This is a genomic window from Brevibacillus sp. NL20B1 (assembly GCF_018195675.1).
Taxonomy (GTDB): Bacteria; Bacillota; Bacilli; order Brevibacillales; family Brevibacillaceae; genus Brevibacillus; species Brevibacillus aydinogluensis.
Genome location: NZ_JAGTPT010000001.1, coordinates 204,455 through 227,493, shown reverse-complemented (window position 1 = coordinate 227,493; position 23,039 = coordinate 204,455). Strand labels below are relative to the sequence as shown.

Below are 23,039 nucleotides of genomic sequence, written 5' to 3'. Positions count from 1 at the left end.
CCCATCTCGCCGCTTGGTTCAAGCTGGCGGCCCGTCTGTCTTGCCTGCAGCCGTACGGCTTTTGGACGGCAGCTGCGGCCGCCTTAATTCAAGTGGTCGATGTTTGGCCGAAGAGGCGTTTTCAGTTTTTGACCGCTTTCTTTTTGACTTTGACCGTTCTTTTTGCCGATGCGGATGACTTCTGCTGTTTTCGTTTGACCTTCACCGTGGAAGCCGCTCGGCGCGCCAACTTTTTCAGCTTGACGACGCCGGTTTTGCTTTTTTGCTTCGCTCTGCGCTTCGCTGCCTGCGAAGCAGACTGTGTCAGTTTGCGCGTGATCGTCGTCCGAGGCGTCTGGACCGATTTGCGCTTCGTCGTCCGAGCCTTCTCCGGTTTGCGCCGGCTCACGCTCCTCACCGCTTTCACAGGCTTACGTTTTTTCTGCGGGCGGCTCTCATCTCGTTTCACAACGCGAACACGCTTGCGGTAGACGCGTTTGGCGTCTGCGGCTTTGAGTTTTATCCGCACTTTATCCCGCACGACAGGCACCAATGAGACGGCGGGCTCCTTCGCTTCCGCTTCGGATGGCGCAGCACCGACTGGTTCCTTTACCTTTGTCGCGACTGCAGGCTCTTCTGCCGCACGCCGTTTTCCTTGCTTCATAGCAACTGCAGGCTCTTCTGCCGCACGTTGTTTTCCTTGCTTCGTAGCAACTGCAGGCTCTTCTGCCGCACGTTGTTTTCCTTGCTTCGTAGCAACTGCAGGCTCTTCTGCCGCACGCTGTTTTCCTTGTGCGAGCGGTTCAGGCACAGCAGCCATATCCCGTTTGCCTTCCATAGCCGATTCTGGCTGCATCTCTGCTTGTGCCGGCTGCTGCAGAACCCATTTGTCTGCATCCGGAACACTTTCCCTGGCCGGCCGGCTCGGTTGGCGCAGCGCCGCCAACTGTTCGTAATTCTCTGCCTTGTATTTGGCTCTGTCCTTGGCCAGTTCCGCCAGCGCCTGCCACTTGGACTGGTCCGCGGCGACAATCCGCTGCTGGATAGCTTCCACTCCTCCCGTGCTCAAAAACGTCACCGGATCGTAAAATATTTCTTTGAGATGCTTGTAAAACTCGTTGGGGAGGGCCATGTCAATCAGCAGGACGTCGAAACTTTCCGCACTGAGCGGATTTGCCTCGTGGTACGCCTCGATCATTCCGCGCATCCAGGTAATATCCCAGACGCCCATGTCATCCATCGTGCTCGTAATCAACTTGCGCAGGTCGCGAAAAGGGAGATCGTACGCGACCCCATCCAGGTCGATCACCCACAGACCGCCTGGCCCCATCTGTCCGTTTGACCATCCGTAATCCTGGTGAACCAGTCCCCAATACGGTTCGCCCATCGCCACCATGTGTCGGTAGGGAGACTCGTTCAGCTTTTGCAGCGCATCCCAGGCCTGCCGCTCAAACTCGTCGACTACGGAGAGTATCGCTTGGCTGGCAGGAATGTCGTTGTACACTTTGGCAACTTCGCGCAGCCACCCGATCTTTTTGGCCACCTTCCTGTAGTAGTTGGGCCATTTGTGCAGCCGCGACGCGTTCTTCGCCCCTTGCGGAGGGACGTACCCCTTGGAGTAGCGATGAAACTCACCCAATCCGTAGCACAATTGCTGGGCTCCAGCGAGGTCAATTTTGGTCGCCGGCGTGAGGGGTTCCACCCATTCGGTGACGATCCAGAGTTTTCCGCCACTTTCAACAAACAGTTTGCCGTCCTTTGCCGGGATGAGCTCGGGAACTCTGCCCCCCTGTTGGCGAATGTACGCTTGCGCCCCGACACTAAACAAGCTCCTCGCCGGAGCACGGTGCAGCAGCTTCAGGCTGCGCGGTCCCTTGTTGGTCTGGATTCGCCAAATCGCACCACCCTTGTCAGGTTTCGATGTGATCAACGTGCGCTCGCTGACAGACATGTCGTAGTGAGTCATCACTTGTTCCGCCAGCGCGTCGATCTCCGGTGGCACTTGCAAATCCCAATTAACAGGTTTGTTTCCTGTTGCCTCTGGGTTATCCCACGGCTTGATAACGTATTGGTCCATTGTCTCCCTCCGATGTACGTTTTGTAAATCGGTGTAAATCTTTCGTAAACCTTTTATAAGGTATTCGCAGCGAAAGGATCACGTAACGGACAAATATCTATCCGCACTTGAGAAATCGTGCCAACGGCCCCCTCATCCGCACCGGAACAAGAAAAATCGATGCGCCTGCCCGGCGCATCGTCTCGACGCGTTGCATGTTGATGCTGTTTTTAGTCGTCCTCGTCTTCTTCCTCGTCTTCTTCTTCGTCTTCTTCCTCGTCTTCTTCCTCGTCTTCATCGGACTCATCTGCGTCTACTTCCGCGTCTTCTTCCTCGTCTTCTTCGTCTTCTGTTTCGTCTTCTTCTTCCGTCTCGTCGTCTTCTTCTGTCTCGTCTTCGTCTTCATCTTCATCTTCGTCTTCATCGGACTCGTCTGCGTCTACTTCCGCGTCTTCTTCTTCGTCTTCTTCTTCGTCTTCTTCCTCGTCGTCATCGCCTTTTTCGGATTCTGCCTCGTCTTCGTCGTCCTCTTCATCTGCATCTGCTTGCGCGACGACGCTATCCGTTTCTTCGTCGTCTTCCTCGTTCAGTTCTTCTTCCAGGATCGGGTCTTGGCCGGACGAGTAGATCAGTTTCTTTTTGTTGCCGTCCGCGTATTCGATTTCAACCTCCAATTCCTCGATCCCGTTTTCGTCCCGCAGCGTTTCGCTCAGATGCTCCAACCAGGTTTCTTGTGACATCTGCCTTTGACCTCCCACCATCAAGTGTCATTTTTGCGTATAGTCATCGGATTCCCCTTTGACTTGTATCACTATATGAACCTGTCTGCTGGTCGGTTTGAGCAGATATCCACTTTGCAAAGCGGAATTTTTCTTCCTGTCCGATGGGGGGACAATCCACTGATTCGGCCAGGGCTGATTGCTGCAATCAATCAGAGAGCGTGGAACGGATGGCGGCGATTTGCCGGGCCAGTCCCTCTTCCAAGGGAACAACAGGCCGGTACCCCAGCAGTCGCTCCGCTTTCGAGATGTCTGCCCACGTGTGTCTCGGCTCCCCGTGGAGATTTCCCGTGAAACGGAGTATCGCTTTCTCTCCTGTCAACCGCTCCAGCATGGCGATGACGTCCAGCACGGAGGCACGTTCCAAACCGCCGATGTTGATCGTCTCGCCGATCACTCCGTTTGCCGTCAGCGCTGCAGCCGTGGCCTCCACACAGTCGGCAACGTACGTAAAATCGCGGGTCTGCCGACCGTCTCCAAACACCGTAATCGGCTCGTGTTTCATCAGGCTGTGGATAAACAAATGGAACGCCATGTCAGAACGCTGGCGCGGGCCATACACGGTAAAATACCGCAATATCACAATCGGCACCCCGTAGCAGAGCCGATAGACATGGCATAAATGCTCGCCGGCCAGCTTGCTGACACCGTATGGGGAAAGCGGTACAGGCGGAGCGTCTTCCGGGACCCGTCCGGTCTTTTCACCGTAGACGGACGAGGTGGAAACATAGATGAACCGATCCAGCTTACTGACGCGGGCCGCCTCCAACAGCCGCTGGGTAGCCAGAATATTGTGCGTAACATACAACTGAAAATCGCTGCCCCAACTGGAGCGAACACCAGGCATGCCAGCCAGATGATACACCACGTCTACTCCTTGCAGCAGAGCGGGGAGATCAGCCTGGAGCAGGTCTTCCTGGATAAACCGAAAGCGCGGATTTTTGACGAGCGCGGCGATATTTCTCTGTTTGACAGGAGCGAGCGACGGATTGACAAACACATCGAGGCCCACCACTTCCGTTCCCTCCATCTGCAGCAGCCGTTCGCACAGATGGGAACCGACGAAGCCGGCGGCGCCTGTCACCAGTATGTTCATGGTCGCGGTACCCCCTTTCTATACATGCACAATCACTTCATGGCTGAAGCCTCTGCCCGTCATGGCTGACAAACAGCATGCTGCTGCAAAACGCTTGCTAAATAGTATGCTGACGGCAGACGGACACTTGGACGCATACCGCTTGCCGCGCAAATTTGGCTCTTGTCTACCCGGCCCCGGACTGTCAGAACAGGCATGACACGGTCAATGTCGAGACGCGGGCAAACGCCTGGGGTCCGCCCACACGCAAAAAAGAGCCGGCGGTTTTTCCGTCGGCTCGCTCGCTACTGCTTCGGCAAGTCGATTGGTCAGCTTGCCTGTACTCAAATGATGTCATCCTTATCCCGAAACTATGGACCTCTTCATTCGTAAAAGTATATAACTCAGTCTGAAGGTCATGTCATGTTGTTCAAAAAACTGATAAACAGCCTGCTCGGCAGCCGTCCCGCTTCCCGTACATACCGGCGGTACAGCAGGAGCGATTACAAGCACGGCGGCTATCACAAGCAGCATGATGGCCGCGGTCATGGACACGGACACGCGTACTACGGAAGCGCCCATTACAAGAAAAAGCATTTCAGCAGCGGCTTTTTCAGCAGTTGACTCATCCGCTCGGCAGTGTTTCCCGTATGGCCCCGCCGCGTTACGCGGGGCTCTTTGTGTTCCCGTCCACCCCAAATTGTGGTATCATTGGAAATATTCTTTCGTTGGGTGGGAAATGGATGATTGAATACGTGAAAGAAATGAGAAAGATCATCGGAACCAAACCGCTGATGATTTGCGGCGCCAGCGTGATCATCTTTGATCCAGACGGAAACGTGCTGATGCTGCAGCGAAGCGATAACGATTGCTGGTGCTTTCCCGGTGGAACCATTGACCTGGGAGAGCGGCTGGAGGAAACGGCACGAAGGGAGGCGTTGGAAGAAACCAACTTGCGGCTGCATGACCTGGAGCTGTTCGGTGTCTTTTCCGGCGAGGAATTGCATTATGTCTACCCGAATGGCGATGAAATCTATGGGGTGGACGTTGTCTACACGTCCTCCCGTTTTGAGGGTACCGTAGCCATCAACAACGAGAGCAAGGCTTATCAGTTCTTCCCGATCGATCAGCTTCCGAGCAGCATCAGCCCGCCAGTCAAACCGATCGTGAGAGAACTTCTCGCAAGATTGGGGAGACGACCTTCTTTGTAAGGGAGCCATGTATCCCCTCTTCATGCTCGTATCCCTTCCAAGCAGACCGTAAAAAAAGCCTCCCTTCCTGGTAACGCGGCGGGGATTTTTCTATGGGGAACATACATAAGTCGTTTGTGGAACACATTGGGTTCATCCTGATGATGGGTGGGGTAACCTTCTTACAGCGTTCAGGTGAATATCGGGACAATGATGGAAGAATGGAGACCGTCAATGAACCTGAATGGCATATACGGAGAAAAACACACAAAACCATTCTCGAGCAGCACGAGTGACGGACCAAGAGCGATACCGTGAATATCATGAGGTGTATACGATGAAGAACACACGAATCGCAGCCGCATCGATAACGGTTCTTGTCCTAAGTGCAGGCACCCTTTCTCATACATGGGCAAAAAAGGATCCCGATGAATTTGAGAGAGGGCAAAAATATGCGCAGATATACACCGAAACAGTAAAGATGGACAGAGCCTCCCTCCCCTTTAATGCTTTTCTTCAGAAGAATGCGGACATGACCATCACCCAGGAGGAATTAAACGATAAAATCGCCAGATATACCGCCTATTCCCAGGCTTTTGGCGTTACCCTAACACCTGAGCAGGCGATGGATAAGGTAATCGAGAAACATTTGCTCAGGAAATATGCGCTGGAACACCACTTGTATCCTTCTGAAAAAGAGATCATACAGCACATTGAGGACATCAAAAACAGCTACCTGCAAGACCGATCGCCGCTGATCGAAGGAATGATGGACGAACTGGGATTATCCGTTGATGAATTTTTCTTTGATTTTTTACGCGATGGGTATGAGGAAGAACTCGTGAGACTGAACATCATCAACAAGCTGAAAGCCGAACACAAGAAATGGAACAACGAATCCGACAATGATTATCACAACAGAATGATTGAAGAGCTGCAGCGCTTGATCGAGAACCTGAAAAACAATTCACATCTCTTGGTCAAGTAGCCGCTTACGCGCGTATCACAGTCCTTCAATCGTCCCCGCAAATGCAAAAAGCCATCCGCTTCCTAAACGTGGATGGCTCTTCATTATGCCCAAACGCTATCCTACTTCCGGTACGGATTCTCATACGAATCATACAGCCACCGAAACAGCGTGCCCGCTGCCAGCGCTTCCGGCAGCGAAAACTGGTCCATGTACGGATCGGGCGGATACGGTTTGACCGGAGGCAAATTTACGGGCGGATAGCTGCCCGTCACCTGCGGGAAAAAGCCGACCCGCGGAGGAAAGTGGCCTGCCCGGGTGAGCGGATGCGGCCTGCCTTTGGCGGCGGCTTGGCGGACTTGTTCCTTCTTCATGCGCGCATCCCTCCTTCGTCAAAAATACTTTTTCGTCTTGTACTCTTCTTCCACGATGCACAGCACTTCGCGAAAGCGTTGGGAGTGGACCACTTCCCGCTCGCGCAGGTATTTTAAGACCTGGATCACATCCGGGTCGTCCGTTAAGTTAATCAGCCACTGGTAGGTAGCGCGGGCCTTTTCCTCGGCGGCGATGTCCTCCGCCAGATCGGCGATCGGGTCGCCCTTGGCCTGGATGTACGCCGCCGTCCAGGGATTACCGTTGGCATCCGTATAGAACAGCGCCTTTTCGTGTTCGGCGTACATCGATCCCAACCCGGCTGCCCTCATCTGCTCCGGCGTGGCATCTTTGACCAGCTTGTGGATCAGCGTGGCGATCACTTCCATGTGCCCCAGTTCTTCCGTGCCGATGTCCGTCAGCAGCGCCTTGGCCCGCTCGTTCGGCATCGTGTAGCGCTGGTTCAGGTAGCGGAGCGCCGCAGACAGTTCTCCGTCCGGTCCGCCGTACTGGGTGATCAGAAATTTGGCCATTTGCAGGTCCGGCCTGCTGACGCGGACTGGGATTTCCAGCTTCTTTTCATAAATCCACATCGCTGTTCACCTCAATACTCGATTTCCCACGGCCACGGCGTGGCGTTCCACACCCAGCGGCTGGGGGAAGACGAAAAACCGTACTGCATCAGCGGGCCGCACTTCGTTTCATACTCCGCTTTCAAGGCGATCAGCTCTTTGGACAAGCAGTTGTATTGATGAACGGCGCGCTGGTCTCCGGGGTTCACGTCCAGATACAATTGCAGCTCGACGAGCGCAAACTGCACTTCCTGCATTTTGCGAAGCGCATTGCTGGGCTCCATGAGACTCCTCCTTTTGCTTCCCGCTGCCTCTGCCAGGGCGAGCTTGTTTGCTCCGCACGTGCCCGGCGGGCGCTTTTTTTCTCTTACCACCGTATGCATCTGGGCGTTTGTCGGTCCCTCCCACCGCGGCGCAAACAAAAAACCTTTCGTCGTCCCGCTCCCGGGATGAGAAAGGTTTGCGTGTGCGTATTCGTCTCTGTGCAGCGGCGTGCGATCTGTCCGCTAGGTGGTGACGTGCTTGGCCTTGGGTTTGGTGATAATGTGATGGCCGCGCGGCAGGCCCCGCTGCTGCAGTTCTTCTTCCGTCAGGATATGGAGCGTCTCGTCCTTGCACGGCATCGGCATCAATCCGCCAAACGGGCTCATGACCCGCCCGTTCGTGTCCGTTTCGATGACCACGTACAGTCCCTTGTTTTCCAGCTGCTGAATGAACTCCGTCCAGCGTTTGGCGGTCATCTGCTCCGCGTGCCTGGTAAAAATGACACCCATTTCTTTTGCCAACATGTACAATCTCCTTTAACGTACCTCAGGTCTTGATCGGAAAGATATCCTTACGATACTCTGAAACATCCCGTTCTGGCAAAAAGCATTTCGCGCAAAAAACAGCGAAAAAATGCTGATTTTCCCCGCCTGCTGTCGCAGGAACAGCACGTCACCACCGCGCACGGCATTTCACCGTGCCACGCTGTTTTTTGCCGCTTGCCTTTTTCTGGATGTCCGTGCCAACTCGCGCCAAAACGGCCCGTCTGCTTGCCGACCCTGTCCCTTCTGCTCAGGAGATTGCTGTCAGTTCGGCGTCCAGCAGGCGGGCAAACGGAATCCGCAGCGTCTTCTCCCCGCTCTTCAGCTTCAACTGCCGGCTGGCCGGATCGATGTGAACCACCCGGCCGCTCAGGCGGCGGGCCGCTTCGCCGTCGTAGTAGCTCAGGCTCACGACGTCCCCCGTCTGGAACGCTTTCCAGATCTGCTCGCTGACGGCCGCCAGCTGTTCTTCGTCCAATTCCGGGGGGATGTAGCGCCGCTCTTCGGCCTTGATCCGCAGGTACATCTCCCGATGCTCGGGCAGCACAAAGCGGCTGGCCGCAAACAAATTGTCCTTCTTCGACACGCGTTTTTCCTTCATGTTGCCTTCTCTCCTTCTTCTTCGCGGCCGATCTGCCGCGCATGACGCTCCGGCCCCATCGCGCCCGGGTCCTGGCGGAGGACGTGCTGCTGCATGATCCACAGCCGGACCAATTCCTGGCATTCGGCGCGCAGCACCTCAATGAAGTAGACCGCTTCCCGCACGTACCCGCGCAGCCGGTACTGCACCACGTAGACGCCTTGCTCCCGGCGGGCGCTCAGCAGGACGCATCCCCGCTGCCGCAAATGGCGGCGCAGTCTGTGATGCTGCCGCTCCGCCCAGCGGGACAGTTCCTCGAAAAGCCAGTGGTACGACAGCTTCAAGGGAACCTGCCGCATCCGCTCCCAATCCGCCATGACCGCGCGAAACAGCAGCCCGAACAGGATGTACAGGCGCAACAGCTCCTGCTCTCCCTTTGCCGCCTGCCCGTCCCGCTCCATCACTTGTAGTGTCCCCCGATCTTGCGGGCACGCTCCCGCGCCTGCCCCGCTCCCAGCAGGGAAACCGCCCGCAAAATGGCATCCTGTCCGTAGCGGGCGCGGATGTCGTCCATGGCCCGGGCGAGCGAACGCTGCCTGTGTGTGTCGGTAAACAGGTTGAGCTGCACTACATTGTCAGGCACCAATTGATCCAGGCTGACACCGACGCTGCGCACCGGCGTCTGCGTCCAGTGCCGGTCGAACAGGCGGCAGGCCGCTTCGTACAGCGTCATCGCGTCATGGGTCGGCTCCGGCAGCTTCAACTGCCGCCCAAAGCCGGCAGGAGCATCAAAATCGGCCCCGCGGCATCCGACCGAGACGACCGATCCCATCAGCCGCTTGCTCCGCGCCCGGCGGCATACCTCCTCGCACAACTCCAGAAGCACCACCTTGATCTCGGCTGCGGTGTGATAGTCGCGCGGCAGCGTCATGTGATGGCCGATGCCCTTTTGCGTCTCGTGGGTCTGAGGCGACACCGGCGAATTGTCCAGACCGTGAGCCGTGCGCCAGAGCACCTCGCCGTTTACGCCCCAGCGGCGGGCGAGCACTGCCGGAGACATGCGGGCGAGCTGCCCGATCTGGTAGATTCCCATGCGGTGAAAGTGACGCTTCATCCGCGAGCCCACCCCGAACAGCTTTTCGATCGGCAGCTTCCAAAGCGTGTCGGCCAGCTCTTCCCGCTTCAGCCAAAAGATCCCCTCTTCCCGTTTTTTGGCGAAGTTGTCACAGGCCATCTTGGCCAGCACCTTGTTCTCCCCGATGCCGATCCGGGCGTTAATCCCGGTCTCCAGCCGGACGCGGCGGCGGATTTCCTCGGCGATCCGCCAGGGGTCACCGAACAGCCGGACGCTTCCTGTCACGTCCAGAAACTGCTCGTCGATGGAATACGGCTCCACCAGATCGGTAAACGACTCAAAGATGCGGGTAATCTGCACGGAGACGCGCAGGTACGTCTCCATCCGCGGACGAACGACCACCAGATGCCGGCACTTTTGCTGTGCCTGCCACAGCGCCTCTGCCGTGGTGACGCCGTATGACTTGGCAATGGGACAGGCGGCCAAAACCACACCGCTGCGCCGTTCGGGATCGCCGGCCACGACGATCGGTTTGTCCCGCAGCTGTGGCTGGGCCGCCTTTTCAATACTGGCGTAAAAGCTCTGCATGTCAGCCAGGAAGATGATCCGGTCCTTGGTCATGATGTTCATCCCCCAACAAGAACATTTGTTCCTATCTTCTGTTCTTAGTATAGCAAACACACGTTCGCTTTTATACTCCCTGCATGCAAAAAAGGCGCTGGTAATTTTTCCCCCACTAACTGCCGAACGGCAGGGAGGACGGCGACGGGCAGAGAATCCCGATAAGCAGGAAGCCAAGAGGACAGCTTCGGTCCACTCGGCTGTAAAAGGGGCGCCAGGAGCAGGCGGCGGGCGGCGCGGGACGGAACCCTTCGCCCCAGGCGACACGATCCGGCATGCGGGTCCGATCTCGAATGCCCCCACGCTGCAGCAAGCCGCGTCCTTCGCTCCTTGCCGGACAAACGAGACAAACGGGAATTTCACTCGCAAAAGAGACGTGAAAAGCCGTACTGAAAATCGTTTGGAAACATTACAATGTTGTAAACGATCAAGGCTTTGGCCCGTCCTTGGTCGCGCAGTACATCCAGAAAGGAGTTGACATGACGATGCGACACATCAGGTTGACCGCAGGCTTGCCTCCTTTCGCCCGTTTTTTTCTCGTTTCGCTGTTGGCCTTGTTTCCCGTTTTTAGCGCTCCTCCTCCCGCTCATGCCGAAGCCTCAATCACGATCGACTCGCACGAGAACAAAGAACAAATCATGGGAGGAACGATCCGGGTGTCCGGCACATACGTGGACGGTGCGCGACGTTCCTGAACAATCCACTTAGAAATAGGTGGCAAAACCAGGGGGCTCCCCGATTTAGGGAGTCTAACTCTGTACCCGATTCGGCGGGGGAAGTGCCCGCCCGGAATGAAAGTCGGCATTCCTGCCTAATCCTCCGACATGCGCGGCCGATTTGCCGCGGACGCGTATGAAGCTCGGTGAAGTGCGGCGTCTTTGCTTAGGTAAAAGATGCCGGGGGGCCATAAAGCTGCTATGCCCAGGAGAACGCTTCGGCGTTGGCACGAATCCTCGGAAGAACGACCCGTCCGGCGGGGATATCGCGGTCCCCTCCTCCCCGCAATACCGCGGGGCAGTCGCGGAAGGAATTTCGTCCTCGTTCCTTCTGTTCCACTCCGGTAAGGGAATGGAGTTCCCCCGTCCTCCGACTGCGGGCGGGCGAACGGCTGACGGGTCAGAGAGGAGGGCTACGGCAGCAGATGCAAGGCTAGGGTACAGGGAACGTCGGAACTTCGGACGAAGATGCCAAGCGGGGCAAACCGCGATGCTTCGAAACGGCAGGAAATGGCCGTTGAATCCGAAGGACAGCAGCCCGTAGTAGCGAGGAAGCAGGGTAATGCCTGTGGAGCGAAGGGGCATAGCCATGCACTCCGCTGGGGAGAACATGGCGGAACGCCGTGTGCGGTGAAAGCCGCACGCACGGTGTGACGTGGGGGAAAAGGGGTTCCACACGATGCGCTACCCGCGCAGGCGAGGACGCACCCTTACCTATCACGATCGTACGAGCTAAAGCTCGTGATCAATGCCGAGACACTGGAAGACGTTTACATGAACGATCCTGACGGAGACGGTTCCGGCACGTGGTACTACGACCTCGACACCAGCCCGTACGACGGCCCGATCGAGATCGCCGTGAGAGGCTGGGACGCGAGGACCCGCTACGGGGTCTGGTCGCCATTTGTCACATTGTACGTGAATAACCCCGAGGCCAACAAACCGGTCGTCACCATCAACAGCCCTGCAGATGGCACACATGTGAACGGGCCAGTGATGATCCAAATCTCCGTGAAGGCAAAAAACCCGATCTCATCCGTGGAAGTGAGAATCAACGGAGGAAAATGGCTGAAGGCCAAGGCAGACGGCTCAAAAGGCCGTTACAAGTACCTTTGGAATCCGCCGGCCGGGGCTTCCAACACCAGCTGGATCGAAGCACGGGCGCGTGACAGCCGGGGAAATGTCGGCACCAGCCTGACCACATACGTCCGCCTTGGCTGCGCCCAACCCGAACCCGTTACGTTAGAACCGCAGGATAGGGCCATGTGGATCTGGGAAAAGGCGTCGTACAACCTGTTTTACAACGACGGCTCCAAGGAGGTGCTGGACGCCCTGGCACAGGACACGGCCACCTTCGACTCGGACCCCGTCACGACGTTTTACCTCGGCATCGACCAACTGCACGGAAAGCATGTGATGCAGGAAGATCCGGACAAGGTGCGGGCGTTCATCTCCTGGGCCCACTCCAAAGGATACAAGGTGCACGCGACCATCGCAGGCGGAACGATCCCGCCCTACCTGGGCGCTTACAGCCGCTACCACGAGTTCGCCGTCCGCGCGATGGAAGGCGTGATCAACTACAACCTCTCCTCTGCTCCCGACGAACGATTTGACGGTGTCAACGTGGACATTGAGCCATACCTTCTGCCCGATTTCAAAACCGACCAGCCTTCCGTCCAAATCCAGTACCTGGATGGTCTCGCCAAAATGATTCAGCGAAGAGACGCTGCCGGGATCAACCTGCCGTTTGGCACCGTAATCCCCAGATGGTTTGATACGGCCGACCAAGCGCGGGACATCCCCTGGAGGGGAACGACGACATGGCTGTCCGAGCACATCCAGGACATCAGCGACTACATTGCCATCATGGACTACCGGGACACAGCCGAAGGATCGGCCGGCATCATTCAGTCAGCGCTGGGAGAACTGTCCTACGCCAATGCCATCGGCAAGCCCGGGTCCGTCGTGATCGGTGTAGAGACACTGGACATTGCCGACGGCGGCGATCCCGAGACGATCACTTTCCGTGAAGAAGGCCGCACGTATATGGAAAGGGAACTGGACAAAGTGTACGAGGCTGTCGGGAGCGATCCGGCTTTTGCCGGCATCGCCATGCACCACTACGATTCGCTGCGCCAGCTTCCCTCCGACTGGGGGCCGGACCGGATTACGTGGGAGCCGCCGGACGACGACACCCCTCCTTCTGCCGTAAGCGTCGAACCGACCGCCATCGCGGTAGACCATCAACGGATCGACATCACCTTTGGCCGCGCCTTTGACAATACGGAAGTGGAGGAATACTACGTATACCGCAGCACCGAGAGCGGTTTTGAACCTGACGAGTCCAACCTGGCAGGCAGTACACGAGGCCTTCTCTTCTCCGATACAGGGCTCCTGCCCAACACCACCTATTACTACAGGGTGGCCGCTGTCGACGTGAGGGGCAATCGCGGGCCCGTCTCGGACGAAACGTCGGCCGTCACCGGTGACACGCCGCTCGCGCCGATGATCGTGCGCGGCTTGGAGATCACCCATACCGGCACCAGCGCCAAGGTCAGTCTGCGAGTTGTCGACATGGAGACCAACGAGCCGATCCCGTCCGCTAATGTCCACGGCCGGTTCGCATACGGAGCCGGAAGGTTTGTGGACATCGTGACGGATGAGAACGGCATCGGATCGGCCACCTCCGAAGCGGTCCCGGCTGATTGGCTGGTAGACTTTTTCGTGCGGCGGATCATCGCACCCGGATACTACTGGGCAAAAGCGTACGACGTGCAGGAACCGCTGTCTGCATACGACCCGCCGGAGGAGACACCGGCGGAACCGCCGCAAGAGCCTGGAGCTGACACGCCGAGTCAGGGTGACATCCCCGACAACGGGGCACCTCAGGATGACAGCCCTGACGACGGGACACCTCAGGATGACATTCCCGACGATGGGGCTCCACAGGATGACATTCCCGACGACGGGGCTCCACAGGATGACATTCCCGATGACGGGGCACCTCAGGATGACAGCCCTGACGACGGCGCACCTCAGGATGACATTCCCGATGACGGGGCACCTCAGGATGACATTCCCGATAACGGGGCACCCCAGGATGACAGCCCTGACGACGGCGCACCTCAGGATGACAGCCCCGGCGACGAGCAGCCTGTGCATGCCGGACTCCTCGGGCTGACGTTCAATGAGGGTAAGTTACGTCCCGGTTTCTCTCCCGACATCACCCACTACACACTAAGCGTTGAACATGATGTAAGCGCTATCAATTTGGCGGCTGCCATTTCTCCAGAGACGACGGTTATCGTAAATGACGTGCCGCTTTCCGACGAACAACCGTCCGTGGAAATTCCACTGGACACCGCCGACACCACGTTCGTAATTGCAGTCACCCCACCGGGCGGCCAGGCCGTCAGCTACACAGTCACCGTCATGCGCCAAGAGGCAGAGGCGGCTTCCACGGGTCCGTAAATCTGCCGATCAAAAGAGAGAAAAGCCTGCCGAGGGCAGGCTGATGCGAGCGGCGCACTTCCCCAGTGAACGCCGCAGAAACTGGACAGCCACGGGCCAATTGCACAACCCACCTGTCCGTTTGCAGGTGGGTTGTTGCTGCAAGGCTCTGATTTAATCGAACACGATTCCATCCAGCACGCCCTCGCGCTTCAAGTAGCCGCGCAGCCACGCGTACCGGTCGTCCTGCCAGAACTGCTCGTCCTCCACCAGGCGAGCCGTTTCCTGACGGGCCACTTCCAGCGCCTTGTAGTCGCTCAACAGATCGGCCACCTTGAATTCCGGCAAGCCGCTCTGTTTGGTACCGAAAAAGTCGCCGGGGCCGCGCAGTTCCAAGTCGCGCCGGGACAGCTCAAAGCCGTCCGTGGTTTCGCACATGACGCGCATCCGCTCTTTGCCGATCTCCGACTTGGGATCGGCGATCAGGACGCAGTAGGACTGCTCGGAGCCGCGGCCGACACGTCCGCGAAGCTGGTGCAGTTGAGCGAGGCCAAAGCGCTCCGCGTCGTAGACGACCATAAAGGTGGCGTTGGGTACGTTTACCCCTACCTCCACCACTGTCGTGGAGACAAGCACAGCGTACTCACCGGCGAGAAACGCCTGCATCACGGCGTCTTTTTCCTTTGCCGGCAGGCGGCCGTGCATCAGGCCGATGCGGTATTCGGGAAAATACTGCGTGAGTTGGGCGTGAACGTCAATCGCGTTTTGCACGTCCAGCTTTTCCGATTCTTCGATCAGCGGGCAGATCACGTACGCCTGCCGTCCCTTGCGCAGCTCGCCGCGCATCTGTTCCAGCACGAGGTGAAACTGCTCGTGCTTGCGCCAGGTGGTTTCGATCGGCTTGCGGCCGGCCGGCATCTGGTCGATCGTGGAGACGTCCATATCGCCAAAGGCCGTGATCGCCAGGGTCCGCGGGATGGGCGTGGCGGTCATGAAGAGCACATCCGGGGACAAGCCCTTGCTGCGCAGGATACGCCGCTGCTCCACGCCGAAGCGGTGCTGCTCGTCGGTGATGACCAGCCCCAGGTTGCGGAAAAAGACGTCTTCCTGAATCAACGCGTGCGTGCCCACGATTACGTCGATCAAGCCCATCTGCAAGGCGGAAATCACATCACGCCGCCGCCTGGTCCCAAGCGAACCGGACAATAGCGCCACCTGGATGCCGTGCGGAGAAAGCAGGCTCGTGAGCGACTGCAGATGCTGCTCGGCGAGAATCTCCGTCGGCACCATCAGCGCTCCCTGATACCCCGCCTTGACAGCGGCAAACAAGGCGATGGCGGCCACCACCGTTTTCCCCGAGCCGACATCTCCCTGCAACAGCCGATTCATCGCGTAGGGGGAGCGCATGTCAGCAAGAATCTCCCGGACGACCCGCTTCTGTGCATCGGTCAGCGAAAACGGCAGTGAGGCGACAAACTGGCGCACGTCGTCAATCGGCACGTCCAGCGCCCTGCCCTCCGTCTGCTGTCGGGTGATGCGCCGCAGCGCCTGCATTTTCAACTGAAATAAAAAAAGTTCTTCAAACATGATCCGACGACGCGCTTGCCGTCCGTCCTCCGCACTCCTCGGAAAGTGGATCGCGTGAAACGCCTCTGCGCGCGGCATGAGACGGTAGCGGGCGACGATGTCGGCGGGCAGAATCTCGGGAATCTCGGTCCCGTACTGCTTCAGCGCCTGCTGGATCGCCCTGCGCAGGAGCGAATGCGTGACGTCGCCGCCAAGCGGGTAGATCGGTGCCAGCTCGCCCCGCTTTTGCGCCCGGTCGGAATCCGCCTCTGTCATTTCGCTCACCGTGATCTGCAGCTTGTGCCTGTCCCATTTGCCGGTAACAAGAATCTCCTTTCCGGGAGACAGTCGTTTTTTGACAAACGTTTGGTTGAACCAGACCGCAGTCACCACCACTTTGTCGATGACCAGTTTGACAGCGATGCGAGACTTTCGCTTGCCGTAAAAACGAACAGAGGGTTCGCCGTACACCGTCCCCTGCAGCGTCACCCTCTCCCCGTCCTTTGCTTCTGTCACGTCGCGCACGCGGTAATCTTCATAGCGGGAAGGGAAATACTCCAGCAGGTCACCCACGCTGTGTATGCCCAATCCGGCCAGTGCTTTTGCCCGTTCCTCGCCTACCCCGTGCAGAAGCGAGACGGGCGTTTGATACACATCCGTCATTTTGCATCCAACCGCACACCGAAAATCTTGGCTTCGATTTGCCGGCCCGTTTGAGTGGCAGCCAGACCGCCCTGCGCCGTCTCCTTCAGCGCAGTCGGCATGGAACAGCCGATGCGGTACATCGCTTCGATCACCTCATCCGTGGGTACGACGCTCTTGATCCCGGCCAATGCCATGTCCGCCGCCACAGTCGCGATGGCTGCTCCCATCGCATTGCGCTTGACACAGGGAACCTCCACCAGTCCGGCCACGGGGTCACACACCAGACCGAGCATGTTTTTGAGCGCGATCGCGACAGCCTGAGCCGACTGCTCCGGTGTGCCGCCCGCCATTTCCACGATTGCTGCCGCCGCCATCGCCGTTGCCGATCCTACCTCTGCCTGGCAGCCGCCGGCGGCACCGGAGATGAAAGCGTTGTTGGCGATGCAGTAGCCGATCGCGCCTGCCGTAAACAGGAAATTGACCATTTCTTCGCGGCTCGGCTTCAGTCGGTCAGAGACGGCAAACAGCGTTCCCGGCACAATCCCGCACGCCCCAGCGGTCGGCGTCGCCACGATCGTGCCCATCGCCGCGTTTACTTCGTTTACGGCCACCGACATCGACACCGCATTCAAAAGCGTCGGGCCGGAAAGAAACGGCTTGGTTTTCATGTATTCCTGCAGCTTCTTGGCGTCGCCGCCGGTCAACCCGCTGTGGGAGCGGATATCTTCTGTCAAGCCGCGCCGCACTGCCTTTTCCATCACGTCCAGATTGGTGTACATGTCGTGCATGATCTCTTCCCGGCTGCGCTGGGAGACTTCCATTTCCGCCTCGATCATCACCTGGGAGATCTTTTTCCCTTGGGTTTCCGCCAATTCCACTAGTTCGGCCACGTTGCGAAACATGTTGTTGGGTTCACTCCTCTTCATCCTGCTTCAGCCAAGCGAAAGCAGGGAAACGTCTAAGATGTGGGGAATCTGCCTGATCTCGTCCAGCACCTGTGGCGATACCACCGCGTCGGTTTCGATCGCCATCAGGGCGCGCGAGCCGCGGTCGTGCCGGGAGACTTCCATATGGCCCACGTTGATGCGGTGCTGCGTCAGCACCCTGGCCACACCGGCAATCATGCCGAAGCGATCCTCATGGAGCACCATCAAGGTCGGGGTGTCAAAGCCAAGCTGAAAAGAAAAGCCATTAATCTCCGAGACTTCGATTTTACCGCCGCCGATGGAAACGCCGACTACTTCGATTTCCTGATCGTCGTCGGCCAACCGGATGCGGGAGGTGTTGGGATGGCCGGTCAGCTCGTCGGACGTCTTCAGCTGTACGTCGACGCCCATGTCTTTGGCGATGCGAAGCGAGTCCTTCAGACGCAGGTCGGACGTCTCGAAGTCGAGAATGCCGGCTACCGTAGCCACGTCTGAGCCGTGTCCCTTGTACGTCTTGGCAAACGAGCCGTAAAAGGTGATCTCTGCCCGCTTCGGCTGCCGGCCGAACAGCCTCCGGGCCACTCGGCCGATGCGCGCCGCGCCGGCTGTATGGGAACTTGATGGCCCGACCATGATCGGACCGATGATGTCAAACACGCTTTTGTATTTCACCCGGTTCTCCTCCTGAATGGCAAGGGGTCACATATGCAAGCTACACTCTCATTGTATCGTACCACTTTTGAAAGCGCTACATAAATGAAAAGTGAAAAACCTCCCTGTATCGTTCAGGGAGGCTGTCACCTTTACGCTTTTATCATCATGACGCCTAACAGACCCGGTCCCGCGTGCGTGCCGACGATCGGGCCGATTTGCTGCAGGTAGGCTTCGGCCACGTTAAACTCCTGCTTGACCCGCGCCAACAGGTCCGCCGCATCGTCGGGAATCGCACTGTGCAGTACGGCCATCTTGACCGGATCGTTGCCGGCGTACTCCTTCAGCGCCTCCAAGACGCGTGCCAGCGCCTTTTTCGTTCCCCTCACCTTGTCGAACGGAGCGACGTATCCCGCCTCGTCCAGCGTGAGGATTGGCTTGATGTTTAACAGCGAGCCGATCAGCGCCGACGCCTTGCCGATCCGGCCGCCTTTTTGCAGGTACTCCAACGTGTCAACGATGAAGTAGACCCGGACTTCATGTAAAAAGTGATCGATCATGTCCAGGATCTGCTGCTTGGTCTTCCCTTCCCGGGCCGCCCGAGCCGCTTCCACGCAGATCATGCCGTAGACAAACGACGCCTTGCGGGAATCGATCACCGTGATGTCCACCTGTTCCTCCAGCATCGACCGGGCAATCAGCGCGGACTGGTACGTGCCGGACATTGCTCCGGACAGCATGATGGCGATAATCTGGACGTCTTTGCCGTGCTGGTCGATGATCGCCCTGTACGCCTCCGCGAAATCGAGCGGCGACGGCTGCGATGTGGTCGGCAGCGTCTCGGACTGTTTCAGCTTATCGTAAAAAGCGGAAGCGGTAATGGTGACCCCGTCCGTGTAGGTCTCCTCGCCAAACATCACCTTGAGCGGCACGGACACGATCCCGAGAGACTCGCGCAGCGATTGATCGATGTCCGATGCACTGTCGGTCAAAATCACAATAGACATGTTGCGCAAAACTCCTCTCACAGCACACGGCTGCGCTTATTCCACGGAAAAGATGAACGGATAGAGCGGCTGGCCGCCGGCGAGGATTTCCACTTCCACGTCCGGATGTGCTTCAGCCAGCACCTCCTGAAGTGCTTTAGCCTGCTCCTCCTCAGCTCCTTCGCCCAGAAAAATGGTGACGATGCCCGTCTCTTCGTCAACGAGACAGTTCAAAAGCGCCTTGGCGCTCTCCAGCAGATCGGTGCCGGCGGTGACGATTTCCTTTTCGGCGATGCCGATAAAATCGCCTTCCTTGATCTCCACATCGCCCATCCGGGTGTCGCGCACGGCGCGCGTGACCAGCCCGGTCTTGACCTGGCCGATGGCGGCCGTCATCGCCTGGGTGTTGGTTTCCAGGTCTGCTCCCGCGTTGAACGCCACCAGTGCGGCCATCCCTTGGGGAATGCTCTTGCTCGGAATCACGGTCACCGGCTTATCCGCCAGCGCGGCAGCCTGCTGGGCGGCCATGACGATATTGCTGTTGTTTGGCAGGATGATCACCTGCTTGGCGTCCAATCCTTCCACTGCCTTGACGAAGTCTTCCGTGCTGGGGTTCATCGTCTGACCGCCTTCGACCACGACATGAACGCCCATGCTGCGGTATATCTCGGCAATACCGCCTCCGGCGGCGACGGCAATCAGACCGTAAGGAAGCGGTTCCATTGGCTGGGCTTTCCCCTCACTCCCCTTTTTCTCCTCTTCACGGAGGATGTTGGCGTGCTGTTCCCGCATGTTTTCGATCTTGATCCGATGCAGGCTGCCAAACTGCTGGGCGTACTCCAGCACGCTGCCCGGGTGTTCGGCGTGTATATGTACCTTGACCAGTTCGTCGTCAGAGATGACCAGCAAGGAATCGCCCATCTGGTCCAGATGATGGCGAAAAACCGTTTCCGAAAACGGCTTTTTGTTTGGTTCCGTGCTGTTGACCAGCCGGATCATGAACTCCGTGCAATAGCCGTAGGTGATGTCCTCTGTTTTCAGGTGCACCTGCGCGCTGTGCTGCTCGTGCACCAGTTCGTCCAGATCGACCTTGGCTGCGGATTGCTTCGCCTCTGCCGCACGCTCGTCCGACGTCTCGCCGCGCAGGGCGCGAAGGAATCCCTCGTAAACAAACAGCAGCCCTTGTCCCCCCGAGTCGACAACTCCTACTTCCTTTAGTACCGGCAGCATGTCCGGTGTGCGCAGCAGTGCAGCCTGCGCCTGTTCGTAGGTTTTTTCCATGACCACCAATACGTCGTCTGTGGCGCGCGCCGTGTAAACGGCTTTCTCCGCTGCCTCGCGGGCAACGGTCAAAATGGTCCCTTCCACCGGCTTCATGACTGCCTGATAGGCGGAATCAACCCCGGCTTTCAACGCCTCGGCGAATTGTCGGGCGCTGATCACGTCCTTACCGCTGACCGCTTTGCTGAATCCGCGGAACAGCTGGGACAGAATGACCCCGGAGTTCCCCCGAGCGCCCATCAAAAGCCCTCTCGCCAGAGCGGCGGCCGCCTCTCCGATCGACACCGATTCCCGGCGCGACAGTTCCTCCACTCCTGACATGAGTGTCAAATTCATGTTAGTCCCCGTATCGCCGTCCGGCACCGGAAAGACGTTTAATCCATCCACCACTTTGGCGTTGCTTGACAGCAGCCTGGCCCCGAAATGAACCATCCGGCTAAACAGCACGCCATCGAGACGCGTATGTACCAACTGATGTTCCTCCTTACGTATCCCTGTCTGTACGTACTCCCTGTACATAGATATTTATCGCAGCCAAATCGACGCCAACCAACTGTTCCAGCGTGTACCGTACGCGCCGCTGCACGTTCCCGGCCACTTCGGAAATCTTCACGCCGTAGCTGACGATGATATGCATGTCCAATACCACTTCACCGTTCTGGTTGTGGACAACGACGCCCTTGCTCAGATTGTCCCGCCCCAACAGTTCGGCAATACCATCTTTCAGCGCCTTCCGGGAAGCCATGCCGACGAGGCCGAACACTTCCATGGCGGCGCCCCCGGCAATCCGCGCAATCACTTCTTCTGCAACGTTCACTTTCCCCAGAGGTGTGCTCAATTCCACTGTCATGCAAGGACTCCTCCTTTTAACGGCGTCACCGTTCTAGTCAGGCACGTATTACCATGCTCTTCCCAATTCTACACCATGAAAAGCGAGAAATGAAGCGTTTTGACGGACACTCCGGGGAAAAGCGGAAAACGGGCATTTCCATGTCAAGTATTGCAATTGACAGGGGGGTGTGCTACTATAAGCAAGTGTTTGTATTTCTCACACCGGGTATCCCGTTTATATGCAGCTAAGGGAGGTGGATCGCAATGGCACGTCGTTGCTTTGTAACTGGCAAGTCTGGCAAAGCTGGAAACGCTCGCTCCCACTCCATGCGTGCTACTCGCCGCAAATGGGGTGTTAACGTTCAAAAAGTGCGCATTCTCGTAGATGGTAAACCGAAGCGCGTTTACGTCAGCACCCGAGCGCTGAAATCCGGTCTCGTTACCCGCGTGTAACGCGATTCGAGACAACGCGAAAAAAAAGCACCCGCGAGGTGCTTTTTTGCATTTTCCCTGCTGTTTTTCCTTCCCCTGAACACGGGGCGCTGCCTGCTCGCGCCTCGATCGCTTTGCGAAACATCCCGGAAACGGCTGACGTACCGCCACGCGCGCCCGCTTCCGGTCTCCCCTGCATGAGAACAGCTTCCCCGGGAAGACCGGCTTCTTCCGAGGGCGGGATCAGATGTTGTGCACAGCGATGCCGCCGTCACTTTTTCCGGTTGAACGCCTCAATGACGGCGCGAATCATGCCACCCAAGAACTTCGGCAACTTGATGGTGTAAAACCGCATGCGTACCCCTCCTTACCGAAATTACTTCACGTGATACAGATACCAGCCAGCTCCCACGAGGCCCAATCCCAACAGGGTATACCAAACCCACGGAGGTGCCGTGTACAGAAAAATGGTGATCCCTCCGACAGCCAACGCAACCCCGAGAACACGTCGCAAGGCGCCCCCCTGTCGCAGGCGAAAGGAGCGCAATCCCATTTACTGCCGCACCTCCTTCAGGTGTATTGTTCAAACGTGCATATTACATTATATTCCACAACGGGGCAAACATGCGTCTCCCGGTGTCGACTAATAAAAAATTCAGGCAACGTGCTGCTGCCTGAATACCATATGCGGATGGCTCCGCTGATATGACCCCATTTTCCCCGTAGACGAGAAAATGGGTGCGGCACGCCGCCTGCCGAGACGGCAGCCGCCCCCTGTCTGAATCTTTTGCGTCCCGCTACGCGATGCGCTTCCGTCCCCCAGCCGAGAACAGCAGATGCGGCGCGCTGGTCAGCACCACCGTCAGCACGATGCCGGCAATGATCATTTCCGGCAGCAAGTAGGTGATGTTGTAGACGAACGAGTAGAGCGCGACCGGCATCCCCTCCGGCGCGTATTGACCGAACCAGACGACGCCGGAGATAAAGTGGCAGACAAACCGTCCGATCACACCGACGAACAGGGCGCTCCACAGCACCGCAATCCGTCGCGACGTCCCCTGCAGACCGGACAGCGGGATCATGCCGGACAGTCCCAGGGCGGCAAACGCCAGCGGGTAGTCGAGCAGCACCTGAATGGGCGCAACAATCGTGCCCCCCAGCAGCAGCTGCAGCAGCCCGACGATCAAACCGGTGACCACGCCCGGCAGAATTCCGCGCCGCACCGCGATGAGGGCGATCGGCACCATCACCAGGGAGACGGACCCTCCCTGCGGCATTTCAAACACCTTGATTTCGCTGAACACAACCGCAAGCGCTGCCATCATTGCCATTTCCAGCATGACGAGCAGTCGTTGTCGAGCCATGCGCATTCACTCCTTTACCCGAAATACCAATGATAAGAACGACAGCCAAAGAGCGGCTGTGCTCATTCTAACGGAAGCTGTCCTGTCTGTCAAAATGAAGAGAAAAAAAGCCGCGGAAC

At 57.8% G+C, this 23,039-nt stretch carries 26 protein-coding genes; 6 read left to right on the top strand and 20 right to left on the bottom strand.

Going from position 1 to position 23,039, the window contains the following annotated elements; all coding sequences use genetic code 11:
• Positions 1 to 121 precede the first annotated feature (121 nt).
• The 3 genes from KDN35_RS01185 to KDN35_RS01175 form a co-directional block, all read right to left on the bottom strand.
• Positions 122 to 2,056: a CotS family spore coat protein gene (locus KDN35_RS01185; RefSeq protein WP_212131894.1), complete on the bottom strand. Its 1,935-nt coding sequence runs from the start codon at positions 2,054 to 2,056 to the stop codon at positions 122 to 124.
• 209 nt (positions 2,057 to 2,265) lie between these two features.
• Entirely contained in the window at positions 2,266 to 2,775 is a 510-nt protein-coding gene (locus KDN35_RS01180) for a hypothetical protein (protein WP_212131893.1), read from the bottom strand.
• A 187-nt stretch (positions 2,776 to 2,962) separates the two neighbouring features.
• A complete protein-coding gene (locus tag KDN35_RS01175; RefSeq protein ID WP_171564261.1) occupies positions 2,963 to 3,910 on the bottom strand; it encodes an NAD-dependent epimerase/dehydratase family protein in 948 nt (315 codons plus the stop codon).
• A 402-nt stretch (positions 3,911 to 4,312) separates the two neighbouring features.
• Here KDN35_RS01175 and KDN35_RS01170 point away from each other — a divergent pair, with 402 nt between their 5' ends.
• The 3 genes from KDN35_RS01170 to KDN35_RS01160 all read left to right on the top strand — a co-directional run bounded on the left by KDN35_RS01170 (position 4,313) and on the right by KDN35_RS01160 (position 6,067).
• The gene (locus tag KDN35_RS01170; RefSeq protein ID WP_212131892.1) at positions 4,313 to 4,513 is read left to right on the top strand and encodes a hypothetical protein; all 201 of its coding nucleotides are present in this window, start codon (positions 4,313 to 4,315) and stop codon (positions 4,511 to 4,513) included.
• 119 nt (positions 4,514 to 4,632) lie between these two features.
• Entirely contained in the window at positions 4,633 to 5,100 is a 468-nt protein-coding gene (locus KDN35_RS01165; RefSeq protein ID WP_212131891.1) for an NUDIX hydrolase, read from the top strand.
• A 271-nt stretch (positions 5,101 to 5,371) separates the two neighbouring features.
• Complete coding sequence (locus KDN35_RS01160; RefSeq protein WP_212131890.1) at positions 5,372 to 6,067, top strand: hypothetical protein; 696 nt, start codon at positions 5,372 to 5,374, stop codon at positions 6,065 to 6,067.
• A gap of 101 nt (positions 6,068 to 6,168) precedes the next feature.
• Here the strand turns inward: KDN35_RS01160 and KDN35_RS01155 are convergent, their stop codons facing one another.
• The 8 genes from KDN35_RS01155 to KDN35_RS01120 all read right to left on the bottom strand — a co-directional run bounded on the left by KDN35_RS01155 (position 6,169) and on the right by KDN35_RS01120 (position 10,385).
• Positions 6,169 to 6,420 carry a hypothetical protein gene (locus KDN35_RS01155; RefSeq protein WP_171564263.1) on the bottom strand — a complete coding sequence of 84 codons (252 nt, stop codon included), beginning with the start codon at positions 6,418 to 6,420 and terminating at the stop codon, positions 6,169 to 6,171.
• An 18-nt stretch (positions 6,421 to 6,438) separates the two neighbouring features.
• Positions 6,439 to 7,011 carry a manganese catalase family protein gene (locus tag KDN35_RS01150; RefSeq protein ID WP_171564264.1) on the bottom strand — a complete coding sequence of 191 codons (573 nt, stop codon included), beginning with the start codon at positions 7,009 to 7,011 and terminating at the stop codon, positions 6,439 to 6,441.
• Between the two features lie 11 nt (positions 7,012 to 7,022).
• A complete protein-coding gene (locus KDN35_RS01145) occupies positions 7,023 to 7,274 on the bottom strand; it encodes a spore coat protein CotJB (RefSeq protein ID WP_171564265.1) in 252 nt (83 codons plus the stop codon).
• A 222-nt stretch (positions 7,275 to 7,496) separates the two neighbouring features.
• Positions 7,497 to 7,778: a hypothetical protein gene (locus KDN35_RS01140; RefSeq protein WP_171564266.1), complete on the bottom strand. Its 282-nt coding sequence runs from the start codon at positions 7,776 to 7,778 to the stop codon at positions 7,497 to 7,499.
• A 268-nt stretch (positions 7,779 to 8,046) separates the two neighbouring features.
• Positions 8,047 to 8,397, bottom strand: a complete 351-nt coding sequence (locus tag KDN35_RS01135; RefSeq protein WP_171564267.1) for a YolD-like family protein — start codon at positions 8,395 to 8,397, stop codon at positions 8,047 to 8,049.
• A complete protein-coding gene (locus KDN35_RS01130) occupies positions 8,394 to 8,837 on the bottom strand; it encodes a YhjD family protein (RefSeq protein WP_230077901.1) in 444 nt (147 codons plus the stop codon). The genes KDN35_RS01135 and KDN35_RS01130 overlap by 4 nt, the downstream gene beginning before the upstream one ends.
• A complete protein-coding gene (locus KDN35_RS01125; protein WP_212131933.1) occupies positions 8,837 to 10,072 on the bottom strand; it encodes a DNA polymerase IV in 1,236 nt (411 codons plus the stop codon). The genes KDN35_RS01130 and KDN35_RS01125 overlap by 1 nt, the downstream gene beginning before the upstream one ends.
• A 115-nt stretch (positions 10,073 to 10,187) precedes the next feature.
• Entirely contained in the window at positions 10,188 to 10,385 is a 198-nt protein-coding gene (locus tag KDN35_RS01120) for a hypothetical protein (RefSeq protein WP_212131889.1), read from the bottom strand.
• A 172-nt stretch (positions 10,386 to 10,557) separates the two neighbouring features.
• On the opposite strand from KDN35_RS01120, the gene KDN35_RS01115 reads away from it, so the two are divergent.
• Together KDN35_RS01115 and KDN35_RS01110 are read left to right on the top strand one after the other, a co-directional pair.
• Positions 10,558 to 10,767 (top strand): hypothetical protein, encoded by a 210-nt coding sequence (locus KDN35_RS01115; RefSeq protein WP_171564270.1) that lies wholly within the window; start codon positions 10,558 to 10,560, stop codon positions 10,765 to 10,767.
• 795 nt (positions 10,768 to 11,562) lie between these two features.
• Positions 11,563 to 14,259 (top strand): cadherin-like beta sandwich domain-containing protein, encoded by a 2,697-nt coding sequence (locus tag KDN35_RS01110; protein WP_212131888.1) that lies wholly within the window; start codon positions 11,563 to 11,565, stop codon positions 14,257 to 14,259.
• A gap of 153 nt (positions 14,260 to 14,412) precedes the next feature.
• On the opposite strand, the gene recG is transcribed toward KDN35_RS01110, so the two are convergent.
• The 6 genes from recG to KDN35_RS01080 all read right to left on the bottom strand — a co-directional run bounded on the left by recG (position 14,413) and on the right by KDN35_RS01080 (position 21,143).
• Positions 14,413 to 16,467, bottom strand: coding sequence for an ATP-dependent DNA helicase RecG (recG, locus tag KDN35_RS01105; protein WP_171564272.1), 2,055 nt, complete (start codon positions 16,465 to 16,467; stop codon positions 14,413 to 14,415).
• Entirely contained in the window at positions 16,464 to 17,351 is an 888-nt protein-coding gene (sdaAA, locus tag KDN35_RS01100) for an L-serine ammonia-lyase, iron-sulfur-dependent, subunit alpha (protein WP_212131887.1), read from the bottom strand. The genes recG and sdaAA overlap by 4 nt, the downstream gene beginning before the upstream one ends.
• A 30-nt stretch (positions 17,352 to 17,381) precedes the next feature.
• Positions 17,382 to 18,047 carry an L-serine ammonia-lyase, iron-sulfur-dependent subunit beta gene (gene sdaAB, locus KDN35_RS01095; RefSeq protein WP_171564274.1) on the bottom strand — a complete coding sequence of 222 codons (666 nt, stop codon included), beginning with the start codon at positions 18,045 to 18,047 and terminating at the stop codon, positions 17,382 to 17,384.
• A gap of 131 nt (positions 18,048 to 18,178) precedes the next feature.
• Complete coding sequence (locus KDN35_RS01090) at positions 18,179 to 19,033, bottom strand: DegV family protein (protein ID WP_212131886.1); 855 nt, start codon at positions 19,031 to 19,033, stop codon at positions 18,179 to 18,181.
• A 36-nt stretch (positions 19,034 to 19,069) separates the two neighbouring features.
• On the bottom strand, positions 19,070 to 20,764 hold the full coding sequence (locus tag KDN35_RS01085) for a DAK2 domain-containing protein (RefSeq protein WP_212131885.1): 1,695 nt from the start codon (positions 20,762 to 20,764) through the stop codon (positions 19,070 to 19,072).
• A 13-nt stretch (positions 20,765 to 20,777) separates the two neighbouring features.
• On the bottom strand, positions 20,778 to 21,143 hold the full coding sequence (locus KDN35_RS01080) for an Asp23/Gls24 family envelope stress response protein (protein WP_171564277.1): 366 nt from the start codon (positions 21,141 to 21,143) through the stop codon (positions 20,778 to 20,780).
• 245 nt (positions 21,144 to 21,388) lie between these two features.
• Here KDN35_RS01080 and rpmB point away from each other — a divergent pair, with 245 nt between their 5' ends.
• Complete coding sequence (gene rpmB / locus KDN35_RS01075; RefSeq protein ID WP_081656570.1) at positions 21,389 to 21,577, top strand: 50S ribosomal protein L28; 189 nt, start codon at positions 21,389 to 21,391, stop codon at positions 21,575 to 21,577.
• A gap of 250 nt (positions 21,578 to 21,827) precedes the next feature.
• Here the strand turns inward: rpmB and spoVM are convergent, their stop codons facing one another.
• The 3 genes from spoVM to thiT all read right to left on the bottom strand — a co-directional run bounded on the left by spoVM (position 21,828) and on the right by thiT (position 22,920).
• On the bottom strand, positions 21,828 to 21,911 hold the full coding sequence (gene spoVM, locus KDN35_RS01070) for a stage V sporulation protein SpoVM (RefSeq protein WP_035286689.1): 84 nt from the start codon (positions 21,909 to 21,911) through the stop codon (positions 21,828 to 21,830).
• Positions 21,912 to 21,932: 21 nt separating this feature from the next.
• Complete coding sequence (locus KDN35_RS01065; RefSeq protein WP_171564278.1) at positions 21,933 to 22,109, bottom strand: hypothetical protein; 177 nt, start codon at positions 22,107 to 22,109, stop codon at positions 21,933 to 21,935.
• A 244-nt stretch (positions 22,110 to 22,353) separates the two neighbouring features.
• Positions 22,354 to 22,920: an energy-coupled thiamine transporter ThiT gene (thiT, locus tag KDN35_RS01060; RefSeq protein WP_171564279.1), complete on the bottom strand. Its 567-nt coding sequence runs from the start codon at positions 22,918 to 22,920 to the stop codon at positions 22,354 to 22,356.
• Between the last annotated feature and the right edge of the window lie 119 nt (positions 22,921 to 23,039).

Excerpts from the sequence above, each read along its gene's own strand:
- KDN35_RS01135 (WP_171564267.1), bottom strand. The coding sequence starts at position 8,397 with ATGAAGGAAAAACGCGTGTCGAAGAAGGACAATTTGTTTGCGGCCAGC.
- KDN35_RS01115 (WP_171564270.1), top strand. The coding sequence starts at position 10,558 with ATGCGACACATCAGGTTGACCGCAGGCTTGCCTCCTTTCGCCCGTTTT.
- KDN35_RS01125 (WP_212131933.1), bottom strand. The coding sequence starts at position 10,072 with ATGACCAAGGACCGGATCATCTTCCTGGCTGACATGCAGAGCTTTTAC.
- KDN35_RS01065 (WP_171564278.1), bottom strand. The coding sequence starts at position 22,109 with ATGGGATTGCGCTCCTTTCGCCTGCGACAGGGGGGCGCCTTGCGACGT.
- spoVM (WP_035286689.1), bottom strand. The coding sequence starts at position 21,911 with ATGCGGTTTTACACCATCAAGTTGCCGAAGTTCTTGGGTGGCATGATT.
- KDN35_RS01130 (WP_230077901.1), bottom strand. The coding sequence starts at position 8,837 with ATGGAGCGGGACGGGCAGGCGGCAAAGGGAGAGCAGGAGCTGTTGCGC.
- KDN35_RS01110 (WP_212131888.1), top strand. The coding sequence starts at position 11,563 with ATGAACGATCCTGACGGAGACGGTTCCGGCACGTGGTACTACGACCTC.
- KDN35_RS01140 (WP_171564266.1), bottom strand. The coding sequence starts at position 7,778 with ATGTTGGCAAAAGAAATGGGTGTCATTTTTACCAGGCACGCGGAGCAG.
- sdaAA (WP_212131887.1), bottom strand. The coding sequence starts at position 17,351 with ATGTTTCGCAACGTGGCCGAACTAGTGGAATTGGCGGAAACCCAAGGG.
- rpmB (WP_081656570.1), top strand. The coding sequence starts at position 21,389 with ATGGCACGTCGTTGCTTTGTAACTGGCAAGTCTGGCAAAGCTGGAAAC.
- KDN35_RS01080 (WP_171564277.1), bottom strand. The coding sequence starts at position 21,143 with ATGACAGTGGAATTGAGCACACCTCTGGGGAAAGTGAACGTTGCAGAA.
- KDN35_RS01150 (WP_171564264.1), bottom strand. The coding sequence starts at position 7,011 with ATGTGGATTTATGAAAAGAAGCTGGAAATCCCAGTCCGCGTCAGCAGG.
- recG (WP_171564272.1), bottom strand. The coding sequence starts at position 16,467 with ATGACGGATGTGTATCAAACGCCCGTCTCGCTTCTGCACGGGGTAGGC.
- KDN35_RS01185 (WP_212131894.1), bottom strand. The coding sequence starts at position 2,056 with ATGGACCAATACGTTATCAAGCCGTGGGATAACCCAGAGGCAACAGGA.
- KDN35_RS01175 (WP_171564261.1), bottom strand. The coding sequence starts at position 3,910 with ATGAACATACTGGTGACAGGCGCCGCCGGCTTCGTCGGTTCCCATCTG.
- KDN35_RS01165 (WP_212131891.1), top strand. The coding sequence starts at position 4,633 with ATGATTGAATACGTGAAAGAAATGAGAAAGATCATCGGAACCAAACCG.
- KDN35_RS01090 (WP_212131886.1), bottom strand. The coding sequence starts at position 19,033 with ATGTCTATTGTGATTTTGACCGACAGTGCATCGGACATCGATCAATCG.
- KDN35_RS01180 (WP_212131893.1), bottom strand. The coding sequence starts at position 2,775 with ATGTCACAAGAAACCTGGTTGGAGCATCTGAGCGAAACGCTGCGGGAC.
- thiT (WP_171564279.1), bottom strand. The coding sequence starts at position 22,920 with ATGGCTCGACAACGACTGCTCGTCATGCTGGAAATGGCAATGATGGCA.
- KDN35_RS01155 (WP_171564263.1), bottom strand. The coding sequence starts at position 6,420 with ATGAAGAAGGAACAAGTCCGCCAAGCCGCCGCCAAAGGCAGGCCGCAT.
- KDN35_RS01145 (WP_171564265.1), bottom strand. The coding sequence starts at position 7,274 with ATGGAGCCCAGCAATGCGCTTCGCAAAATGCAGGAAGTGCAGTTTGCG.
- KDN35_RS01170 (WP_212131892.1), top strand. The coding sequence starts at position 4,313 with ATGTTGTTCAAAAAACTGATAAACAGCCTGCTCGGCAGCCGTCCCGCT.